The sequence below is a fragment of the Candidatus Bathycorpusculum sp. genome (assembly GCF_009778815.1).
Classification (GTDB): Archaea; Thermoproteota; Bathyarchaeia; order Bathyarchaeales; family Bathycorpusculaceae; genus Bathycorpusculum; species Bathycorpusculum hydrogenotrophicum.
In genome coordinates this window covers 1-15084 of record NZ_WRFL01000013.1, presented here as the reverse complement: position 1 = coordinate 15084, position 15084 = coordinate 1, and the positions used below count along the sequence as shown (strand labels likewise).

Below are 15084 nucleotides of genomic sequence, written 5' to 3'. Positions count from 1 at the left end.
TCCTCATAACAAATTTTGTGATAAATCTTAGAATGCAACAACCCACCCTTACAGGACCCAGCTTTGCTGACGCATTCATCACCCACAACAATCTCTCTGCCGCACCGCTCACAAACCATAAGCGCACCCCGCCCCAACCGCACACCATAAACCCGCCTAGTACACACAAAAAAATTCAAACCCCACCCAACTCCTTAGCAACCACCGCAAAATACGGACACTCAACCACATAGCTGAATCCTGTGAAGATACAACGGCAAAACATCGGATCAATAAATATCCACACTTGCAAAGCACACGTACCCTCACTACTGCAGTATGGGCATTGGCAAACCTCTGTTATCGCCATATCACACCTCTCCTTTAGCTGGAAAATACAACACTATGCCCCCTGCCGCCACCATCTGCTTCGCATGCAGTCGACAATAATATTTGACGGCCCGCTCAGCAACAATAACCGAATATTCACCATCTTTGGAACATCGTGGATATTGGCAGGGGGAAACATTGTCTGCTTTAACACCTTTCTGAGGCATTAATCAGACACCTCGACAATTTCATCACTATATTCACTACATGCCCGTAAAAAACCCGGAATCTTCACCCATGGAAATGCTTTAAACCATGATTTCCTATCATATTTATTTAGTATATCACGAAAATACAGGTTTATTAATTCTGCAGGAAATTGACTATACCAGTTTCGGAATGCATCAATATCCCCTATAATCCAATGCGCAATAGACACATCAGCTGAGTCAGCTATACCGTAAAAATATAAGTCACCATAACCCCGCATTATTTTAGATAACTCAGTTTCAGCACCAGACACACGCCTAGAAATAAGCGTAAACTGATGCCTATACTGCCAAGCATCACTTCGCCGAACACGACAACAAATACTACCCCGTTTTAACTGCTCAAGATGCAAATCCATACAATACATTTGATCCTCAATAACCGAAGGAGAACGAAGCAAATAATTGCCCAAAATATACTTAATTTCAGGCATAAACCGCTCCGAACGATCATAATCAGTTTGCCAATCAACAACCATCTACTTCATTCCCCCAAGCATCAAAACCTTCAATCGACCTGCGAGAAAACATATCTAATCGTCGGCCAGCCGTAACACCCCGAATCATATCATAGAATTCTGCAGGTTTTTCACTATGCACCCCATTTTTAGCATCAAAACAGGTTTGAAAATTCTTGTTGTTAGTAAATTGAGGGGTTCCCCTTCGAGCATATAGTGCGAATTCACAGTTATACCAAGGCAGATTAAAAGGCCGCATACCTGCCGATTTATGCCACACATGAGCATAAACATACTTCAACCCCCACTTCTCCAACAACTCAAACGCATAGGGCAGATACTTCTGTGTGGTCCACAAAAAAACATGACAATCCTCAGCCAAAGGCAACTTAAGCGCGGCTATCTCCTCAAGAGACATAGTTGGATAATCAAGCTCCACAGTCTGACAGGGCCGCTCATCTAACTCTATCTTTTTCATAGGCCAAGGCGGATCCAAAACCACAACATCATACAAGCCGGCTACAGCCTGCACCTCCTTACGCTTAATATCCTCAAGGTCAGCCACAATGCGCTCACGATTAACCTCACGAAAAGCATCAACAACCTTAGCTGTGACAGGTAAAGACACAAGTTTCTCAACAATAACTGCCTGCTCATCAGCAGATTTACGCGCCAACAACAACGCATCAGACTTAGATAGATCACGCTCAATAACAACAGTTTTAGCCTCAGGAATTAGATCACGAGCCAACTGCTTATTCTCTCTTAGAACTGTTGCCGATATCCCCATTTCTTTTGCTAAATCTGCTGTGGTCTTAAAGCCAACGGAATCCGTTGCCTTATTTGGCCTATGACTAGGTGCTCTTAACCCTAATTCTATTAGGATTTCATCACGGCGAAGTGTTAATTCACCTTGCTGAATAGGATGTAAATCGTTTCGTACAAGATTCTCATCGATCTCAGCCAACTCAGCAGACAAACCATCAAGAGGCACTATATTACATGGCACATATTCCCAGCTTAACTGTTTAACAGCCTCTAACCTATGGCGACCCGCAACTAACTTATGATCAACAGTTACCGTAAGAGGATTAAGCAAACCTAATTGCTCAATACTCTCAGCCAACTCAGAAACCTTAGCAAAATCAAGTTGGCGTCGATTTGTGCCAACAACAATGCTGTCAACTTTAACCTCGTCTATAATTGAGTTAGTGGAGGTAGCTTTATCTACCGTAAATTCTGTTTTGCTCATGAGCTTTCCTCCACCGTGGGGACTGCTTGGGTTGAGGCGGCCATTTGCTTGCAGGCGGGGGCCGCCTCAACTGTTAAGGGTCTGCTATAGACCCACAAATTGGTATAGTTTCCCCTTTGCAGACCAGACGCAACGCTATTTCCATGACAAAAACACAGACGCTTAACAGTATTATCCAGTTTGTATAAGGCTTCAAATTTTACAGGTTCTCTACAATTATGCATAGCACACTTTTGTTTTTTGATACCGCTAAGCGTTGAGGGCTTAAAGATGTCTTTCTCAGAAGCCAGATGCAATAGTGCTTCTAATAAAATATCATGGATTTGGATGCCTTCTATACTGGCATATTGTTTGATGGTTTGAGTTAAGTGATTTTCTTCCTCAGTCTGAGGGGTGAAGGTTAATTTTTTGATGGGGGATGTTGGATTTGATTGGGATTGATTTTGGGTTGACATACATTTATTTCTCCACTTCATTCGATTCGAATGGCGAGTTTTTTCGAATATTATACTTTAATTTATCATACTTTACAGTAATAAAATAAGAAATTAATAACATATAGCGAAAAATCGCTATATTCGAACGGCGGCCTTATTCGAATTTTTTAACCATTCGATTCGAATTAACCTCCTCTGCTTTTATTTCGCCCTGATCACCGGTATGTAAAAGATAAGCATCATGTTGACGTTTGGCTATGCACTGGTTGAACATGATTGGGTTGGTAAATTCTGCTGGAGTACAAGCCGTAGTGGTACAGACTCTACATCGGCGAATAGCAGCCCCATTAAATTGGGGCGCACCCACATAGGGACAGCACCCCGACGGTAATTGCTGAGCCGCATCAGCTCGAGCCATATCCTCAGCCGTCGTAACCTTCCATTCAAACTGAGGCATACTACACAAAGACCTCCACCATGGCAATCGACCATAACTGGCGAACCCGCTTAGATTGGCACCAAGGACAAACAGCCTTAGTAGGTATCTGTCCACCTGTAACTTCTTCCAAACGATTATTGACAATTGTTTTCTGCTCATACCACGCTGTAGTGCTGTCAAATTCTTTGTGGCATCGGAGGCAACGATAATAAATTGGCGGCATTATTGGATGCCCTTCTTGGGTATACTGCGCAAAATACCATCACCTGTAAATGTGTCAATAAAATATGTTAACCCGTCAACTGTGAGGCTTTTTTGTCCCCTCTCTTTAGCCTCCATCAATGAGTCTTTGAGATATTCGTATTCGTGGTTGCCTTTGTTTTGTTTCTCATAGGCTTTCTCATAGTTACCGCCGCTGGTAGCAGTCCAGATTATGCTGTCAGAGATAGGACCGGTTTGATTCATCTGACAATAAGCGAGATATTCTTCCTCTGTGACGGGTACGAGTTTGCCGGTGCTGTCGGGAATGGTGTGTGTGAAGCTGGTGTTAGACACTTTGTTGTCTTTTCTGAGTTCGTCGGCTTTTTTGGCTTGCTGCGCTTTTTCTTTGTTAATCATGACTTGGAGCGGCGGCACTATTTTTTGTGGGCTGGTTGTGGTTGGTTGTTGTTCAGGGGGTATTTCGCAGTCAACACGTGTGATTGTGGATCCGTCGTGGTAAGTGGTTGATTCGATGTTGGTGACGGTGCCTTGGCTTGTGACATCCCCAACTTTAGGTATAGGTGTGGCTTCGACTTTTTTGGGCGGTAGCTTGTAGTCAGCTACAGTTTTGGTTTTGGGCGGGGTGGGTAGGGGGTCGGGTTCTATGGTTTCAATCCCGTCCCCTGCATCCAGGCGCATTTTTACTAATGTGGTTATTAGTTCGGTGGGTACAGCTTTTGCGTATGCGTTGCGTTCGGCTTTGTTTAGCGCTAGAACATATGCGAAGGGTTTTTTCTTGTCGACCTCGTTGCAACCCATGAATTGGGTGTTGGTTTGCAGGTCTTCGATTACGATTATGGCGCGATAGGTGAGGGGTGTTTCTTCGATTTGGCGCTCTATGATTTTGAAGTTTCCGCGGCGTCGTATGGCTTCTTTTATGCCTGCATATGATAGGGCAGTGACTGTGCGTCCGCCCTGCTCGAATTGGTAGACCCAGGTTTCTAGCATGTGGCGCATTCCTTGCATGTCGGCTATGATCTGCTGCTCGTCTTTTTTGTCGCTAAGTTCACACTGCCGGATTTTAGCTAACTCTGTGCTCATGGTTGATAGCACACACATAGTTTATTTGGCTGGGTTTTTGAGCGGTAGTCGGGTGTTGATTTGTCATGTTTTGTGCATACAAAACTTTCCCCATGACAGACGCATTCATATTTTATGCATTTGCCTGTTTTGCTTACTGTAAAGTATTTTTCTACTATTTTTTGCGTCCAGTTGTACTCTTCTGTTTGGCTTATCCAGCCCCGTAATCTAAAATCTTGGATTTGATGTATGTCTGGGTCGGCTAGTAATGCTACTAATGAGTGTATCATTTGTTGGTCATGGGCTATTGTATGGTTGAGTTTAGTTAGTGCATATAGCGGTGATGCTTGATTGGTTGGGTCTTGCGGGGTTGGCATTATTCTTGGTCTCCGTCTCGAATCGGCTCATCAGTATCGATTAACTCGACTGAGTAGCATGAGGGGCAGGCCGCAAACGCTTCCTTATAGACCATCTTTCCCTCTTTTTCGGTGCGTATTGTTTGTTCTGCGTAATAGGCTTCTGTTTCGGGGAAGATTTTGCCGCAATCCACACATTCATAATTGTTTGTTTCTTCGGTTAGTTTGGGTTCTTGCATTAGACTTCTTGCTCCTCATAGCTTTCACAAAAATTTTCTGTTTTTATATCACTAAACGAGTAGCATTGCTCATTTTGGAACAATAATATGTATACATGTCATTGTCTATGTGACAAAAATCGCAGGTATAACACGTTTTCTTCGAACTAGGGGTCATAAATTCAGCCCCTCCGATTTAGCAAACGCTAAGAGGATTTCTTTGATCTCTTGAAGCTCTTTAACAATCCTAACACTGGGGCAGGTTTCGATTTTTGTACAGCTTAGGCAGTCGCGAAGCGGACATATTATCGATTGGCTCATGGCGGGATCACCTGGGGGATTTTGTGGGTTGGTTTCCAGCATCGGCGGCGGCATACACTGCGGTATTTGCAGGGCGTCTTGACCGATTGGGTTTGCAACTGCTGACAGTAGTTTAACACTTCATTTTGGAAGAACCCGCAGTCAGCATAGTTTCGGTCTGTGCAGTCGATGTTGCTGATGATTTGGCATTTGCTGCTTAAGGGGCACTGTTCTGTCATGGGGTGCCCTCCGGGGAGCAAATGGGATAATGGCGATACTGGTGGATAGGGTATATTTGGCCAAAATCATTAACTAAATAACCCCCATATTTGGTGTATTGGGTGCCTTTTTCTATGATACCTTTGCAGTCTGCACAGATATGAGGTACTCGGGCTGTGTGAAGCTGTTTTCTGCTCTCAAGCCACCGAGCTATTTTGTTCTGAAAGGACGTGTATTGTTTTTGAATTTCTTCATCTTCCAAAATCTGGCTGCGCTGTTTAGCTTCATAATCGGTGTAGGCGTCTTCTATGCGGCGCGGATCCATAACACAACTCATTGTTTGCCCTCTCCAACCACTTTGAGGTCTTCTACAAAGCAGGAATCCATGTTTTCACAGTCCCGATAGCCCCGCTCTGTACCAGCCCTGCAGGTCTCACAGGCTTGGACAACCATTTGCATGATTGCTTCTGCTTTATCAGGTACAGTTGTTTTGCCGTTTAACACATTTTTAACTTCGTGGACCATACAGGGACCGATTTCAACTTCATCCTCAGCTATACATTCTCCCTCATCAGTTGTGTAGTGCGGGGCTTCACAGTCATCACAGTAGTCGGTGCAGATTTTTTGCCAGGCGTCCAGCTTGGAATTTTCACAGATTGAACCGCCATTGTTACCGCTATAAAAAGTTGCATCAGTCATGGGGGGTTGATCTCCCGAATGTTTAGGGCGGTTTGACCGTAACTGTTAGTTTCTACAATGTATGCTAGGCGCTGGAGGCTTTTGGCTATGACTTCAAAACTTTTAGCTATGCTGGCTAGGGCTTCGGTCTGCTGAATCTGCTGAGAGATATAGAGATCGATATCGACGCGATTTAAGAGCACGGGGGGTGTTTCAAGCATTGTGTGGTGCTCCCTCAGATTTCACTATGTTAAAGTCAAGATAGGGCACATGACATTTGGGACAAACAGTCACAGGAAATTTTTCACCAATCTTTTGGCCGTCAGAGTCATAAAGACTAACTATGCTGAGGTATGCTTCTTTTACCTTGAAAACATGCTCGCACTCCCTGCAGGTATACTCAAATGAATCAGTCATGGCTGAGCCCCCAACAGACTTTTCACGTCTTCTTTTTTGAACCGCAGAAGGGTGCCGATTTTATCTTTGCAGACCTGCCGCCACACACAAAACTGAATACACTCAGCAAACGGACCATTTTGGCCATAGCAACTAGGCACCTCAAGATAGGTAGCTGTGTCACTCATGGCACCGCCGACTCCAAGAGTTTGGTTTCTGTTAGGTAAATTTTGCCGGGCTGCTGGAGGCAGTGGGGACAGACAAGTACACGGTCATCTGAGGCCAATTTGGTACCTTCTGCATCATAATATATGATGGTCTTGTAGCTTGCTTTATCGGCAGTAAAAGACTCATCACAATCAAGACACACAAAAAGAATCGAAGTCATTGTATGAGCCGCCTTGTTCTGATATGTTGAGGTCTAGTCCACCAAACAGAGCCATCAAGCATATTAGCATCTATTTTTTTAGCACACGCATAACAAAATAAGCTTGGACTCAATGTTTTGCCATCAGTCCAAATTGCCTGGTATTCTACAGGTTCCGCACACTTGGAGGTTCGACATTTTTTACTCATTGAGCTAAAGCCTTCTTATGCTTGTATTTCCATAATTTGGTTTTCTTCTGTGTTAGGATCATATCCGGCTTCACGAAGCGCCACAGCCAACTCATGCAAAAATGTTGGAGGCAATGTGAACTCTACCTCTTTTTTCCGTACCTGTTTCTTAGTGGACTGCAAAACTAAACACCCTCAAACTTTTTCAGATGTTCACGAACTGCATCACGGATAAAATCAGCACGATTTAGATAACAGCTGTTTATTATTATTTTATCGATTTTTGAAGCTATTTTTATGGATATACTTACTGTTGTGTAATCTCTTTCTGTATCTTCTGACACTACGTCTTCCCTTCATGCATTCTCATTTAATTACATGAATAAACATTATCAAACAATAATATTTATATCTTGTGTATAAATAAATCTGCATTACCGGTAATGTAATATGCCGAATGATAAACCAAGAAACTATACAACTACAACAATACCAAATCACTTAATGGCTAGAGTTGATGCTGTAGTAGCTAGCGAAAAATACGGATACCAAAACCGATCTGACTTTATACTAGAAGCCATTAGAGAAAAATTAAGAAAAATAGGCTATCTAGAATAATCCAAACACACCCAGATCACAACGAATTTTCTCAAACTTATCCTGCTGTATCAATTTTCTCAACTTGTTAATTCTTTCCTTGGCCTCTTCAACTGTTTTGGCTTTTTCAAGTATAGCTGAGACGGCCTCTAAACAGTCATCCCAACCCCTAACATATGTTTGGTCAGTCATATGACAATCTCCTCACACCACTATTATACCCGACGATATTTAATACCAAAGACCAACCTACCTATAGCAAGAGTGGAGAGGTCACTGAAAGTGAACAATAAGACATAAAAATCAGGCCACAGTTCATCAACAAAACTATAAGTCTTAAAGTTTTTATGTTGGTGTTTTGTTTATTGGGGTGTGAAAAAACCTTGCTTAGTATTACTCGACAGGTATTTTTATCGATAAGTTCGGGCGAACTGACAAGAAGCTTTAGGGGCTGTCAAATAACAAAGGGTATTAACGAAAAAAGACTCAGTAATACTCAGTTTGGCAAACTATTGAAGCGGAAAACTTATCAAGGTAACAGACGTCAAGAAAGCAACACAAACCACTTAGACGGTTAATCGAGGTGAAACATGAAATGGTTGAAATGAAAGTCAACGCTTCCGAACTCAAAGGCGAAGGTAAAATTATCGATAAACTATCCGATTTCCTCAAAGAAAAAACTGGCGGTGATGTCAGAACTGAGGGCAAAAATGTAATCGTTACAGGCGAAGGCGAAGCACTAAGCAAAAAATACGTACGCATAACCGTTAAAAAATTCCTACATAAACATGAACTAACTGAAACCTTCAAAGTCATCGGAGACGAAGAAACACTCAAAATCAAAGAACGCAAAATCTCAGAAGAAGACTAAACTCTCCTTCTCTAAATTTTAGCACTATTTTTTGTCCAGCCAACAATAACAAACGGGTTGGCAACTCAATTTTGTGTGTCTAATTATTGAACACATTGTTCGTATGCTTAGCATTAAATCAAGTGAGCCTATAGTAGTGTATGCGCGTGTAAAGATGGAAAAATAAGCCAAAACACCTACAAAGACAATATGCCGTGAGCCATCAGGTGCAGTTGGGTTATGGCAGTTTTTTCCTCTCGCAACCCCTCAGCCCGTACACCCAAAATCCAACTGCACCTCACCGCCACACCTCAACCATAACAAGCAACTAACCCAAAAAAGAAATAAAATCGGATTAAACAATACTTATCAGGAAGGGACAAAAATGAATCCTGTATTAATTATCGTTACCGTAATAATAGTTGTACTTGTGCTAATTATTGTTCTAGCTGCAGTATTGAATCGCGGCAAACAACTCAAATGCCCAGATTGTGAGCACGTGTTTAATGCGCCTATAATGGAAGAAAAGATAAGTGGACTAGGTTGGACTTTTCCATACGCAGGAAGAATAAAATGTCCTAAATGTGGCAAAAACCGTTCACGGCGGGACTACAATAAACCTGAACAGCAATAAAAAGAATAATAAAAATTGAAACACCCTGAGTAGAGTTATTTGAATAACTCTTCTAGGGGGTTTTGCATTTCTTTAACTTCTCGAATTTTTATGCCTTTTTCAGAGAGTTTAGAAATAATATCAGGGACTTCTTCAGGGCCTTGGAGCTCAAAGAGGTAATAATCACCCTCTTTTCCACTTGAATAGGGCACATCATCGGTACCTAAGGTGCGTATACCAATGGTGTATTTCTCAGTTTTAATCTCAGATATGTTACCAAACAGAGCTAGTTTGCCTTGTTTAATTACAATTACCTTAGAGCCGATTTCGCGAGCTTCAAAGAGGTTATGCGACGAATACAAAATGACCTTGTTTTTACTTAATCCAAGCACCAGTTCTCGGATTTCACTGGCCATTTTTGGATCCATATTACTGGTGGGTTCATCGAGCAAGTACACTTGTTTTTCCTTAAGAAAAATCCTAGCGACCGATACTCGCTTTTTTTGTCCTTGGCTGAGTTGCCCAAAGCGTTTGTTACGCAGGTCTTTGAGGTTAAGTAAATCAATCACTCGTGTTACATCAGCTTCTGTTGCGCCGGCTATGTTTGCGTAAAACTGCAAAGCATTAGTTACGTTCATACCCTCAGGTATGCCCTCTATATGTGTGAGGTAATCAAGCTGGGATCTAGCTTCTTGGGATTCACTTGGGTATCCGCCTATTTCCACTCTGCCGGAGTAGGGTTTTAATATACCTGCAAGTGTTCGAAATAGGGTTGTTTTTCCAGCACCGTTGGGTCCCAAAACAACATATATGGCTGGTTCATCGATTCGAAAAGAAATACCCTCCAAGATCTTGCGCCCAAAGTAACCTGAGCTAACAGAATCAAGCAACACTAACGGTGATGATCCAGAGGGATATGAATATTTTTCGACCATTTGCGTTTCGCTCCTACTACTAGGTTTATGCATCTGATAATAACCTCTCTCTATTCATCATTTTATTTGCCGCGACCAGCATAGCAACAACTAGAACTATCAAGATTAAAGTCACACCGCCCACAAGCATCAGGAAATAGCTTGAACCAATAAAGAAACCACCAAGAAGCATAACCACCAAACTGGGACCAATTCCTAGAATCATGGATATACCAACGGGGCTGTTGACTCCGGGGATTCCAACAGTAAGGGAAGACCAAATCATCCCGGCCATGCACATAAAGGCCGAAGAAGCATAACTAAGCGGTATTGTATAGATCAGCAGTGTTTCTATCATACTAAAGGGTATTGAGCCGCTAAATAGCAAGGATAAGACCACATTACCTGTTATGGAAATTCCTAAAACTATCGTAATCAACCCAAAACTAACCAGTAATGTTGACCAGAAAATTTCATAGACATTGACACCATAGGCAATCAAGTATTCGTAGACACCTTTGGTTCGGTCGCTGACAAAAACCATTAAACCGCCTACACTACCCATGACAGCAAACAAGGGAAGCATAAGGGTACCTAGCTGAGAGATAAACAGTATCTCCTCATCAGCTATAGACGCTGTCCAGCTAAAAATTGTACTAATTACAAGAGACATTACGATGCCAATAATCAGGTAGAGACTGCCAAATTTAATGGCCCGCTTGAAATTTGTTTGGACAAAAGATTTCAATCGCTTGCGCCCTCACACTGATAGAGAAGCTAGCGCAGCATTTTTGCCTTCCGCTTGTATGAAACCAAATCTGATCAGGTTATCCAGATTGAGTACGTGAAAAGTGTGTCAGTTGTATTTGAGTCGGTTAGCAGATAGAGGGTATAGATGCCTTTTTGGTGGTTGTTTATGGTTTTGGTTAAGCTGAAGCTGATTTGGAAATTGGTGTTATTTTGGTTCCAGATGTTTGCTTCTATACCGTCAAGGGGGTAGTTGTTCCAATTATAATAATAGCCTGTGCGTGCGGGGGGTACCACTGAGGCAATGAGGACTCCGGGGTTATAGGATCCGTTGTAGGGCGAGTTTTCTAGTTGCTCAACTGTTAGCGGGCCAGGGTTGGAATAAAAAACAAAAAGACTTGTGAGGATAAGGTCTAATTTGGATGTGGTGCCGCTTAGAGTTATCTGATTTGGGTCACTAACATCTAATGTGTCCCATGTGATGTAGGTGTCCTCGAAATCTTGGACTATATAGATGCATTGGTCTTTGTATGCGATGCCAATGCTTACTTTGTTATGTATGGGGTTTAGTATGTTGTCTCTGTGGCCCCAGTCCCACTCGGCATCGTCATACATCATGAGATATTGTAATCTTTCAAGGGCTGTTTTGGCTTTGTTGTAAAAGTCTCTATTGGTTATTCCGGTGCTGTATGCAATGTTTTCTGTGACTGCGCCTTGGCCGCCTGAGAGGGTGTATCTCATATCAGGCGTGTGGCCGTCTTTATTCCAGTGACTAAAATAGTTGTTGTTTAGCATATCTTCGGCATGTAGTTGACCCGAGTTGATGGTGCTCAGAGTTATATTTGATAGTCCGTGTTCGGTGCGGTCTTGGTTGATGAGTTCAAGAGCATATAGTACTAAGTCATCATGATACGCCTCGGGCGGCATATTGGGCGTGGAACTAACGACATAGGCTATGGTAAGGAGGGTGATTGTGAGCAAAAATATGGTGGTTAAAAGTACAAGTAAGCGTTTGTGTTTGTTGGGATTTGAGGTTTTTCTGATAATGGGGATTTCGGGTTGTGTGTTGTTTTTTTGGTTCTCTTCAGCAGAATATTGGTTAGAGAAATGTAATCCAGCGTAAGTGTATCTATATGGTGAAGTTGTGGATGTTTTTTTGCAGTGGATAAAAGGTGTCATCTAGCTCACAAAGTCAATTTAATGGGTTGTTATGATGCGATTTATGTTTTATGTGAATTCAGGTGGGTGTTTGAAAAGTTGATGAGTTTAAAAAAATGTGGTTGATGGTTAGCTGAATATGTTTTGTGGTTAGTGGGTTAGTATTTCTTCTTTTTGGGTTGTTGTTTTTGTGGTGTATTTTTGTGTTTTTGTTTCTGGGGGGTAGATGATTTTGGCGTTTGGTGCGATTTTGCGTATTTTGTCTATGGCGTTGTTTGCGGCATATAGGGATTCGTAGCTTTTGCGGCTTGTTAGAATAGTGGGGCTTTCGGGTGTGTCTTTTAGGTTAAATCGCCAGTTGCTTTCGTCGTCTTTGAATTGTTCAAATACTGGTCCGTGTATGGGGTCGGTTTCTTCTTTTAGATGAGTGGTTGTGGTTGGTTCGGCGCTTATGGTTTTAGCTATTGGAGCATCAGCTTTAACTTGTTTTATGTCGGTGTTGAGTGCCTCGAGGGTTTTTGAGTCGGAGCTTTCGGCGATTATTTCACCGCTTGAGTCTTTGAGGTGGTAGAGATAAGTTTGGTTATCCTCATCATAGAGAACCGCATAAATCAGAGTATCTTTAGATCCCTCAGTTGATGATGCTGATGAGGTAGTTTTTGTTGTGGTGGTCGTTGTTGTTGGTTTTGGGGTTGTTGTTTTGGTTTGGGTCTTTTTTATAAGCGGCGCGGCAACTGCAGGGGCAGTAGCAACTGCGGCTACAGCGGCGGGTGCAACTTTGTGTTCTACTGTGGTTGTTGTGGTGGTTGTGGTTGTTGGTTTGGGGGCAACAGGTATGGAATGGAGTGGTGGTTGTTGGGGTTGTTTGTGTGCTGTGTTTGTGTGGGTTTCTAGGTCGTTTTTGTTTAGGAAGCCTTGTCCGCAGGCGGGGCAGGTGAGGTCTAGGTTTGGCATCATGACGGCGTCTATTTCGTGGAGTACTCCGTTGTCGGCGGTGACGTCTTTTCGGTCGGTGATATGTATTCCGTTGATTTTGGGGTTTAGGTGCAGGTGCCATCGGTGCGGGTCAACTTTGGCTATCTGGCCTTGCTGGGTGGTTAGGGTGTCGTTTTTTAGATGTCTTATGTCCTCTATTGTGAGGCTCTCAGAGATGATGTGGTAATTTACAACTGCTTTTAGGCGTGCTTTATTGGCAAATAACTCGTCAAGGTTGCTTTTGGATAGTTTTGCGAAGGCGTCATCGGTGGGTGCAAAAACAGTAAACTGACCTGTTCCTTTGAGAAAATCAACTAATCCAGCTTCGCGTAGGGCTCTTGAGAACGTGTTTAAGTTATAAACATCGCCCATGATTAAATCTGCTAAATCTGCCATATATTTCACCTCCTAAATCAGCTATGGTATGTTTTTAGCAGGGATTTCCCTGGTAGTTTGCCTGATTTTAATAACAAATAATAAGCGAATTATTTGCCTGAGACTTTGCGGGCGCCTCTTTTGGCTTCATCCTCGGCTCTTTGACCTATATTTTTGGCTGTGTTGCCGGCTTTTCTTGTTTCTTCCTCTGTTTTTCGTTTTGCTTTATCTAAAATCGACGACAAACTTTCACCTCCTAAAAGGGGCTCTGCTCTAGTTCAGTTAAATAGAAATTTTGCAGAACAAAAAGCTATGTGACTGTATTGTTTTCACCACAACACACCCCTAACCAATTAAAATTATGCATAGGGTTGTTTTGACAAATTGGTTGCAATAATTCATATATCATCGCTACAACTAAACTGGCAGTTATGAATCGATCTGGAATGGCCAATTTGCCTCTCCATGGCGGCAAAGCACCACTTTGGCTCACAGGCCGCATGCAAAACCTCGCCCGCGAAATCACCAACATCATCATCGAAGAATACGGCCCCGCCAACTTTTTAGCACGCCTAAGCGACCCCTACTGGTTCCAAGCCCTAGGATGCGTTTTAGCCTATGACTGGCACAGCAGCGGCGTAACCACCGTAGTAACAGGCGTACTCAAAACCGCCCTAAACCCAGAACAACACGAAGTAGCCCTATGCGGCGGGAAAGGCAAAACCAGCCGCAAAACCCCAACTGATATCCAAACCATCACAACCAAATGGAACTTCCCCCAACAAACCATCAACGAGTTGCTCTACACAAGCCGCCTCATAGCCAAAGTCGACAACAACGCGATTCAAGCCGGTTACCAACTCTACCACCACGCATTTCTAATAACCAAACAAGGCGACTGGGCCGTTATCCAACAAGGCATGAACACCCAAACCAGCACCGCACGCCGCTACCACTGGCACAGCCAAACCACCCAAACCTTCACAGACGAACCACAAAACAACATAACCTGCAACATAAAACACAACCAAACCCTAAACATGACCGCCAAAGAAAGCCACGCCACCCGCAAAGCCTCCACAGACCTAGCCAAAGAACCACCCAAAAAACTCATAAAACTCCTTCAAGCAACAAACAAAACCCCAAACCAATCATCCCTACATATGTGGCTACCCAAAACCAATGATCCATGGCTACAGACGCAACCGAGTCTTAACATGCCCCGAAACATTAACTGGGACACCCTAAGCCGTCTCTATGAGTTCCAACCCCAAAACTACGAAGAATTGTTAAGCGTCAAAGGCGTCGGCCCTGCCACCGTGCGCGGACTAGCCCTGGTAGCTGAATTAATATATGGTGAAAAACCCAGCTGGGAAGACCCCGTGAAATTTAGTTTCGCCTATGGCGGCAAAGACGGCGTACCCTTCCCAGTGGAACGCAAAGCCATGGACGAATCCATAGAAATCCTCAAAAAAGCCATCCAAGAAGCCAAAATCGGCGAAAAAGAAAAACTACAATCACTCCAAAACCTACGCCAACTAATCCCAAACCAAAAATAAACCCACAAAGTGAACTACTCGCCCCTTCCGGGGCGAGCATCACTGGTTTCGATTTACGCATGTTTAGGTTCGTGCATGTTTAGGTTCGTGCATGTTTAGGTTCGTGCATGTTTAGGTTCGTGCATGTTT

At 43.0% G+C, this 15084-nt stretch carries 30 protein-coding genes; 5 read left to right on the top strand and 25 right to left on the bottom strand.

Annotated features, from left to right (window positions below; genetic code table 11):
• The first annotated feature begins 17 nt into the window (after positions 1-17).
• Complete coding sequence (locus FWF39_RS04250; protein ID WP_343382198.1) at positions 18-233, top strand: hypothetical protein; 216 nt, start codon at positions 18-20, stop codon at positions 231-233.
• Between the two features lie 117 nt (positions 234-350).
• Here FWF39_RS04250 and FWF39_RS04245 read toward each other — a convergent pair whose 3' ends face one another.
• The 19 genes from FWF39_RS04245 to FWF39_RS04155 all read right to left on the bottom strand — a co-directional run bounded on the left by FWF39_RS04245 (position 351) and on the right by FWF39_RS04155 (position 7511).
• Positions 351-536: a hypothetical protein gene (locus FWF39_RS04245; RefSeq protein WP_343382197.1), complete on the bottom strand. Its 186-nt coding sequence runs from the start codon at positions 534-536 to the stop codon at positions 351-353.
• On the bottom strand, positions 536-1057 hold the full coding sequence (locus FWF39_RS04240; RefSeq protein ID WP_343382196.1) for a hypothetical protein: 522 nt from the start codon (positions 1055-1057) through the stop codon (positions 536-538). Before FWF39_RS04240 ends, FWF39_RS04245 begins: the two co-directional genes overlap by 1 nt.
• Entirely contained in the window at positions 1047-2288 is a 1242-nt protein-coding gene (locus FWF39_RS04235) for an MT-A70 family methyltransferase (RefSeq protein ID WP_343382195.1), read from the bottom strand. The genes FWF39_RS04240 and FWF39_RS04235 overlap by 11 nt, the downstream gene beginning before the upstream one ends.
• The gene (locus FWF39_RS04230) at positions 2285-2743 is read right to left on the bottom strand and encodes a hypothetical protein (protein ID WP_343382194.1); all 459 of its coding nucleotides are present in this window, start codon (positions 2741-2743) and stop codon (positions 2285-2287) included. Before FWF39_RS04230 ends, FWF39_RS04235 begins: the two co-directional genes overlap by 4 nt.
• Positions 2744-2879: 136 nt before the next feature.
• Complete coding sequence (locus tag FWF39_RS04225) at positions 2880-3182, bottom strand: hypothetical protein (RefSeq protein ID WP_343382193.1); 303 nt, start codon at positions 3180-3182, stop codon at positions 2880-2882.
• Position 3183: 1 nt separating this feature from the next.
• Positions 3184-3387, bottom strand: a complete 204-nt coding sequence (locus FWF39_RS04220) for a hypothetical protein (RefSeq protein WP_343382192.1) — start codon at positions 3385-3387, stop codon at positions 3184-3186.
• Positions 3387-4466, bottom strand: a complete 1080-nt coding sequence (locus FWF39_RS04215; protein ID WP_343382191.1) for a hypothetical protein — start codon at positions 4464-4466, stop codon at positions 3387-3389. Before FWF39_RS04215 ends, FWF39_RS04220 begins: the two co-directional genes overlap by 1 nt.
• The gene (locus tag FWF39_RS04210; RefSeq protein ID WP_343382190.1) at positions 4463-4822 is read right to left on the bottom strand and encodes a hypothetical protein; all 360 of its coding nucleotides are present in this window, start codon (positions 4820-4822) and stop codon (positions 4463-4465) included. Before FWF39_RS04210 ends, FWF39_RS04215 begins: the two co-directional genes overlap by 4 nt.
• Positions 4822-5040, bottom strand: a complete 219-nt coding sequence (locus FWF39_RS04205) for a hypothetical protein (protein WP_343382189.1) — start codon at positions 5038-5040, stop codon at positions 4822-4824. Before FWF39_RS04205 ends, FWF39_RS04210 begins: the two co-directional genes overlap by 1 nt.
• Before the next feature lie 153 nt (positions 5041-5193).
• A complete protein-coding gene (locus FWF39_RS04200; RefSeq protein ID WP_343382188.1) occupies positions 5194-5340 on the bottom strand; it encodes a hypothetical protein in 147 nt (48 codons plus the stop codon).
• Positions 5337-5558, bottom strand: a complete 222-nt coding sequence (locus tag FWF39_RS04195) for a hypothetical protein (protein WP_343382187.1) — start codon at positions 5556-5558, stop codon at positions 5337-5339. The genes FWF39_RS04200 and FWF39_RS04195 overlap by 4 nt, the downstream gene beginning before the upstream one ends.
• On the bottom strand, positions 5555-5863 hold the full coding sequence (locus tag FWF39_RS04190; protein ID WP_343382186.1) for a hypothetical protein: 309 nt from the start codon (positions 5861-5863) through the stop codon (positions 5555-5557). The genes FWF39_RS04195 and FWF39_RS04190 overlap by 4 nt, the downstream gene beginning before the upstream one ends.
• A gap of 8 nt (positions 5864-5871) precedes the next feature.
• Entirely contained in the window at positions 5872-6237 is a 366-nt protein-coding gene (locus FWF39_RS04185; RefSeq protein ID WP_343382185.1) for a hypothetical protein, read from the bottom strand.
• On the bottom strand, positions 6234-6437 hold the full coding sequence (locus FWF39_RS04180; RefSeq protein ID WP_343382184.1) for a hypothetical protein: 204 nt from the start codon (positions 6435-6437) through the stop codon (positions 6234-6236). Before FWF39_RS04180 ends, FWF39_RS04185 begins: the two co-directional genes overlap by 4 nt.
• Positions 6430-6633 (bottom strand): hypothetical protein, encoded by a 204-nt coding sequence (locus tag FWF39_RS04175; protein WP_343382183.1) that lies wholly within the window; start codon positions 6631-6633, stop codon positions 6430-6432. The genes FWF39_RS04180 and FWF39_RS04175 overlap by 8 nt, the downstream gene beginning before the upstream one ends.
• Complete coding sequence (locus FWF39_RS04170; RefSeq protein WP_343382182.1) at positions 6630-6800, bottom strand: hypothetical protein; 171 nt, start codon at positions 6798-6800, stop codon at positions 6630-6632. The genes FWF39_RS04175 and FWF39_RS04170 overlap by 4 nt, the downstream gene beginning before the upstream one ends.
• On the bottom strand, positions 6797-7000 hold the full coding sequence (locus tag FWF39_RS04165; protein WP_343382181.1) for a hypothetical protein: 204 nt from the start codon (positions 6998-7000) through the stop codon (positions 6797-6799). The genes FWF39_RS04170 and FWF39_RS04165 overlap by 4 nt, the downstream gene beginning before the upstream one ends.
• Positions 7001-7203: 203 nt before the next feature.
• Entirely contained in the window at positions 7204-7350 is a 147-nt protein-coding gene (locus FWF39_RS04160) for a hypothetical protein (protein WP_343382180.1), read from the bottom strand.
• Between the two features lie 2 nt (positions 7351-7352).
• Entirely contained in the window at positions 7353-7511 is a 159-nt protein-coding gene (locus tag FWF39_RS04155) for a ribbon-helix-helix domain-containing protein (protein ID WP_343382179.1), read from the bottom strand.
• Positions 7512-7617: 106 nt separating this feature from the next.
• Here FWF39_RS04155 and FWF39_RS04150 point away from each other — a divergent pair, with 106 nt between their 5' ends.
• Entirely contained in the window at positions 7618-7785 is a 168-nt protein-coding gene (locus FWF39_RS04150) for a ribbon-helix-helix domain-containing protein (protein ID WP_343382178.1), read from the top strand.
• Here FWF39_RS04150 and FWF39_RS04145 read toward each other — a convergent pair.
• On the bottom strand, positions 7777-7956 hold the full coding sequence (locus FWF39_RS04145) for a hypothetical protein (RefSeq protein WP_343382177.1): 180 nt from the start codon (positions 7954-7956) through the stop codon (positions 7777-7779). The two genes, FWF39_RS04150 and FWF39_RS04145, sit on opposite strands and share 9 nt — an antisense overlap.
• A 403-nt stretch (positions 7957-8359) precedes the next feature.
• On the opposite strand from FWF39_RS04145, the gene FWF39_RS04140 reads away from it, so the two are divergent.
• Positions 8360-8635, top strand: a complete 276-nt coding sequence (locus tag FWF39_RS04140; RefSeq protein WP_343382176.1) for a 60S ribosomal protein L22 — start codon at positions 8360-8362, stop codon at positions 8633-8635.
• Between the two features lie 364 nt (positions 8636-8999).
• The gene (locus FWF39_RS04135; RefSeq protein WP_343382175.1) at positions 9000-9248 is read left to right on the top strand and encodes a hypothetical protein; all 249 of its coding nucleotides are present in this window, start codon (positions 9000-9002) and stop codon (positions 9246-9248) included.
• 35 nt (positions 9249-9283) lie between these two features.
• Here FWF39_RS04135 and ccmA read toward each other — a convergent pair whose 3' ends face one another.
• The 5 genes from ccmA to FWF39_RS04110 all read right to left on the bottom strand — a co-directional run bounded on the left by ccmA (position 9284) and on the right by FWF39_RS04110 (position 13641).
• Complete coding sequence (ccmA, locus tag FWF39_RS04130) at positions 9284-10162, bottom strand: heme ABC exporter ATP-binding protein CcmA (protein WP_343382174.1); 879 nt, start codon at positions 10160-10162, stop codon at positions 9284-9286.
• Between the two features lie 25 nt (positions 10163-10187).
• Positions 10188-10889, bottom strand: coding sequence for a hypothetical protein (locus FWF39_RS04125; RefSeq protein WP_343382173.1), 702 nt, complete (start codon positions 10887-10889; stop codon positions 10188-10190).
• A gap of 74 nt (positions 10890-10963) precedes the next feature.
• Positions 10964-12067: a CAP domain-containing protein gene (locus FWF39_RS04120; RefSeq protein WP_343382172.1), complete on the bottom strand. Its 1104-nt coding sequence runs from the start codon at positions 12065-12067 to the stop codon at positions 10964-10966.
• A 129-nt stretch (positions 12068-12196) separates the two neighbouring features.
• Positions 12197-13417, bottom strand: a complete 1221-nt coding sequence (locus tag FWF39_RS04115; protein ID WP_343382171.1) for a fasciclin domain-containing protein — start codon at positions 13415-13417, stop codon at positions 12197-12199.
• Positions 13418-13506: 89 nt separating this feature from the next.
• Positions 13507-13641: a hypothetical protein gene (locus tag FWF39_RS04110; protein WP_343382170.1), complete on the bottom strand. Its 135-nt coding sequence runs from the start codon at positions 13639-13641 to the stop codon at positions 13507-13509.
• A 186-nt stretch (positions 13642-13827) separates the two neighbouring features.
• Between FWF39_RS04110 and FWF39_RS04105 the strand changes: the two genes are divergently transcribed.
• On the top strand, positions 13828-14955 hold the full coding sequence (locus FWF39_RS04105; protein WP_343382169.1) for a DUF763 domain-containing protein: 1128 nt from the start codon (positions 13828-13830) through the stop codon (positions 14953-14955).
• The last annotated feature ends 129 nt before the right edge of the window (positions 14956-15084 follow it).

Bases quoted from the DNA above. Each gene is read 5' to 3' on its own strand.
- FWF39_RS04210 (WP_343382190.1), bottom strand. From the start codon at position 4,822: ATGCCAACCCCGCAAGACCCAACCAATCAAGCATCACCGCTATATGCA.
- FWF39_RS04140 (WP_343382176.1), top strand. From the start codon at position 8,360: ATGGTTGAAATGAAAGTCAACGCTTCCGAACTCAAAGGCGAAGGTAAA.
- FWF39_RS04115 (WP_343382171.1), bottom strand. From the start codon at position 13,417: ATGGCAGATTTAGCAGATTTAATCATGGGCGATGTTTATAACTTAAAC.
- FWF39_RS04195 (WP_343382187.1), bottom strand. From the start codon at position 5,558: ATGACAGAACAGTGCCCCTTAAGCAGCAAATGCCAAATCATCAGCAAC.
- FWF39_RS04240 (WP_343382196.1), bottom strand. From the start codon at position 1,057: ATGGTTGTTGATTGGCAAACTGATTATGATCGTTCGGAGCGGTTTATG.
- FWF39_RS04185 (WP_343382185.1), bottom strand. From the start codon at position 6,237: ATGACTGATGCAACTTTTTATAGCGGTAACAATGGCGGTTCAATCTGT.
- FWF39_RS04175 (WP_343382183.1), bottom strand. From the start codon at position 6,633: ATGACTGATTCATTTGAGTATACCTGCAGGGAGTGCGAGCATGTTTTC.
- FWF39_RS04170 (WP_343382182.1), bottom strand. From the start codon at position 6,800: ATGAGTGACACAGCTACCTATCTTGAGGTGCCTAGTTGCTATGGCCAA.
- FWF39_RS04180 (WP_343382184.1), bottom strand. From the start codon at position 6,437: ATGCTTGAAACACCCCCCGTGCTCTTAAATCGCGTCGATATCGATCTC.
- FWF39_RS04190 (WP_343382186.1), bottom strand. From the start codon at position 5,863: ATGGATCCGCGCCGCATAGAAGACGCCTACACCGATTATGAAGCTAAA.
- FWF39_RS04165 (WP_343382181.1), bottom strand. From the start codon at position 7,000: ATGACTTCGATTCTTTTTGTGTGTCTTGATTGTGATGAGTCTTTTACT.
- FWF39_RS04230 (WP_343382194.1), bottom strand. From the start codon at position 2,743: ATGTCAACCCAAAATCAATCCCAATCAAATCCAACATCCCCCATCAAA.
- FWF39_RS04105 (WP_343382169.1), top strand. From the start codon at position 13,828: ATGAATCGATCTGGAATGGCCAATTTGCCTCTCCATGGCGGCAAAGCA.
- FWF39_RS04225 (WP_343382193.1), bottom strand. From the start codon at position 3,182: ATGCCTCAGTTTGAATGGAAGGTTACGACGGCTGAGGATATGGCTCGA.
- FWF39_RS04235 (WP_343382195.1), bottom strand. From the start codon at position 2,288: ATGAGCAAAACAGAATTTACGGTAGATAAAGCTACCTCCACTAACTCA.
- FWF39_RS04145 (WP_343382177.1), bottom strand. From the start codon at position 7,956: ATGACTGACCAAACATATGTTAGGGGTTGGGATGACTGTTTAGAGGCC.
- FWF39_RS04215 (WP_343382191.1), bottom strand. From the start codon at position 4,466: ATGAGCACAGAGTTAGCTAAAATCCGGCAGTGTGAACTTAGCGACAAA.
- FWF39_RS04200 (WP_343382188.1), bottom strand. From the start codon at position 5,340: ATGAGCCAATCGATAATATGTCCGCTTCGCGACTGCCTAAGCTGTACA.
- ccmA (WP_343382174.1), bottom strand. From the start codon at position 10,162: ATGGTCGAAAAATATTCATATCCCTCTGGATCATCACCGTTAGTGTTG.
- FWF39_RS04150 (WP_343382178.1), top strand. From the start codon at position 7,618: ATGCCGAATGATAAACCAAGAAACTATACAACTACAACAATACCAAAT.
- FWF39_RS04205 (WP_343382189.1), bottom strand. From the start codon at position 5,040: ATGCAAGAACCCAAACTAACCGAAGAAACAAACAATTATGAATGTGTG.
- FWF39_RS04245 (WP_343382197.1), bottom strand. From the start codon at position 536: ATGCCTCAGAAAGGTGTTAAAGCAGACAATGTTTCCCCCTGCCAATAT.
- FWF39_RS04135 (WP_343382175.1), top strand. From the start codon at position 9,000: ATGAATCCTGTATTAATTATCGTTACCGTAATAATAGTTGTACTTGTG.
- FWF39_RS04120 (WP_343382172.1), bottom strand. From the start codon at position 12,067: ATGACACCTTTTATCCACTGCAAAAAAACATCCACAACTTCACCATAT.
- FWF39_RS04220 (WP_343382192.1), bottom strand. From the start codon at position 3,387: ATGCCGCCAATTTATTATCGTTGCCTCCGATGCCACAAAGAATTTGAC.